Source organism: Actibacterium sp. (assembly GCF_041584535.1).
Lineage (GTDB): Bacteria > Pseudomonadota > Alphaproteobacteria > Rhodobacterales > Rhodobacteraceae > Actibacterium_D.
In genome coordinates, this window is record NZ_JBFHDW010000352.1 from 1 (window position 1) to 2,390 (window position 2,390).

3 protein-coding genes are annotated in these 2,390 nt (G+C 64.3%); all 3 read left to right on the forward strand.

Going from position 1 to position 2,390, the window contains the following annotated elements; all coding sequences use genetic code 11:
* Nucleotides 1-134: exodeoxyribonuclease VII small subunit (locus ABYW26_RS13465; RefSeq protein WP_372605429.1), on the forward strand; the 134-nt coding region annotated here is incomplete at its 5' end.
* A complete protein-coding gene (locus tag ABYW26_RS13470) occupies nt 134-1,003 on the forward strand; it encodes a polyprenyl synthetase family protein (protein WP_372605427.1) in 870 nt (289 codons plus the stop codon). The genes ABYW26_RS13465 and ABYW26_RS13470, both read left to right, overlap by 1 nt.
* 22 nt (nt 1,004-1,025) lie before the next feature.
* Nucleotides 1,026-2,390, forward strand: a 1,365-nt coding sequence (gene dxs, locus ABYW26_RS13475) for a 1-deoxy-D-xylulose-5-phosphate synthase (protein ID WP_372605428.1), incomplete at its 3' end; no start/stop codon positions are given.

The window sequence follows — 2,390 nt, forward strand, 5'->3', positions numbered from 1 at the left end:
AGCTGTATGAACGCGGCGCCGAATTGAAGAAACGCTGCGAGGCCAAGCTGAAAGAGGCCGAGGCCAAGGTCGCCGCGATCACCACGGATGATGCCGGCAACGCCACCGGCACCCGCCCGTTCGACGAGGCCTGATGTTTCACGACCAGCTTGCGATTGTGGCAACCGATGTCGCCGCACATCTTGACCGGGTGCTTGCCAGCTATCCCGACCAAAAGGTCGTGTCGGCCATGCGCTATGCGGTGGCGGGCGGTAAACGTCTGAGGGCGTTTCTGGTGATCGAGGGCGCGACGCTGTTCGATGTGCCGGCTGAGCGCGCGTTGAATGCGGCGGCCGCGGTCGAGGCGCTGCATTCCTATAGCCTGATCCACGACGATCTGCCCTGCATGGATGACGACGATCTGCGCCGCGGTCTGCCGACGGTGCATGTGAAATGGGATCAGGCCACCGCTGTTCTGGCCGGGGATGCGTTGCAAACCCTTTGTTTCGCGCTGCTGGCCGATCCGGCCACCCATCCCGACGGCGCGGTTCGCGCCGATCTGGTGGCGTCGATGGCGCTGGCGGCGGGGGCGAAGGGCATGGTCTATGGTCAGGCGTTGGATATCGCCGCCGAAACCGCCGCCGCGCCGCTGACGCTTGAAGAAATCACCGCGCTGCAAGCGGGCAAGACCGGGGCGTTGATCCGCTGGTCCGCCGAGGCCGGCGCGCGTCTGGCTGGCGCCGACATTGCGCCTTTGGGGGCTTATGCCGATGCGCTGGGCCTTGCGTTTCAAATCGCTGATGACATTCTGGATGTCGAGGGCGACGCGACAAAGGCGGGCAAGCGTCTGAATAAGGATGCCGAGGCAGGCAAGGCCACCTTCGTGTCGTTGTTGGGTCTGGATCAGGCCAAGGCGCGGGCGCAGGATCTGGTTGAACAGGCCTGTGCGGCGCTGGACTCTTACGGCGAAGGCGCGGAAAACTTGCGACAAGCCGCTCGTTTCGTTATCTCGCGCGAGATGTAAGCCGCGCCCGAGGAGGGCAGCCATGAGTCCCAGACCCCATACCCCGCTGTTGGACCGCGTGCATGTTCCGGCCGATCTGAAGCAATTCAGCGATGCCGAACTGCGTCAGGTGGCGGATGAACTGCGCGCCGAGACCATCTCGGCGGTGTCGGAAACCGGCGGGCATCTGGGTGCCGGTCTGGGCGTGGTGGAAATGACCGTCGCTTTGCACGCGGTGTTCGATACGCCCAAGGACCGGCTGATCTGGGACGTGTCGCACCAATGCTATCCGCACAAGATCCTGACCGGGCGGCGTGACCGCATCCGCACCCTGCGGCAAAAGGGCGGCCTGTCGGGGTTCACCAAACGCACGGAATCGCCCTATGACCCGTTTGGCGCGGCGCATAGCTCGACCTCGATCTCGGCGGCGCTGGGCTTTGCCGTGGCGCGCGATCTGGGCGGCGCGACCGAGCACGGCATTGGCGATGCCATCGCGGTGATCGGCGACGGCTCGATGAGCGCGGGCATGGCGTTCGAGGCGATGAACAACGCCGGGCATCTGGGCAAGCGCCTGATCGTCATTCTGAACGACAACGAGATGTCGATCGCACCGCCGGTCGGGGCGTTGTCGTCTTACTTGTCGCGGCTCTATGCCGGAGCGCCGTTTCAGGAATTGAAAGCCGCCGCCAAGGGCGCGGTCAGCCTGCTGCCGTCGCCGCTGCAAGAGGGCGCGCGCCGGGCGCGGGACATGCTGAAACACATGACCGTTGGCGGAACATTGTTCGAGGAACTGGGCTTCAGCTATCTCGGGCCGATCGACGGTCACGATATGGAGCAGCTTCTGGCGGTTCTGCGCACGGTCAAAGCGCGGGCGACCGGGCCGATCCTGATCCACGTGATCACCAAAAAGGGCAAGGGCTATGCCCCGGCCGAGGCCCGCAACGACAAGGGCCACGCCACTGCCAAATTCGATGTCATCACCGGCAAGCAACACAAGGCCAAGTCGAACGCGCCCAGCTATACCTCGGTCTTTGGCAATGCCTTGGTGGCCGAGGCCGCGCGCGACGACAAGATTGTGGCGGTCACGGCGGCGATGCCTGATGGCACCGGGCTCAGCCTGTTTGCCGAACGCTATCCCAGCCGCTGTTTCGATGTCGGCATTGCCGAACAGCACGGCGTGACCTTTTGCGGCGCTTTGGCCGCAGGCGGGATGAAACCGTTCTGCGTGATGTATTCGACCTTCCTTCAGCGCGGTTATGATCAGGTGGTGCATGATGTGGCGCTGCAAGGTCTGCCGGTGCGCTTTGCCATTGATCGTGCGGGGCTGGTCGGGGCCGATGGCGCCACCCATGCCGGCAGTTTCGACATTGCCTATATGGCCAACCTGCCGGGCATGGTGGTGATGGCC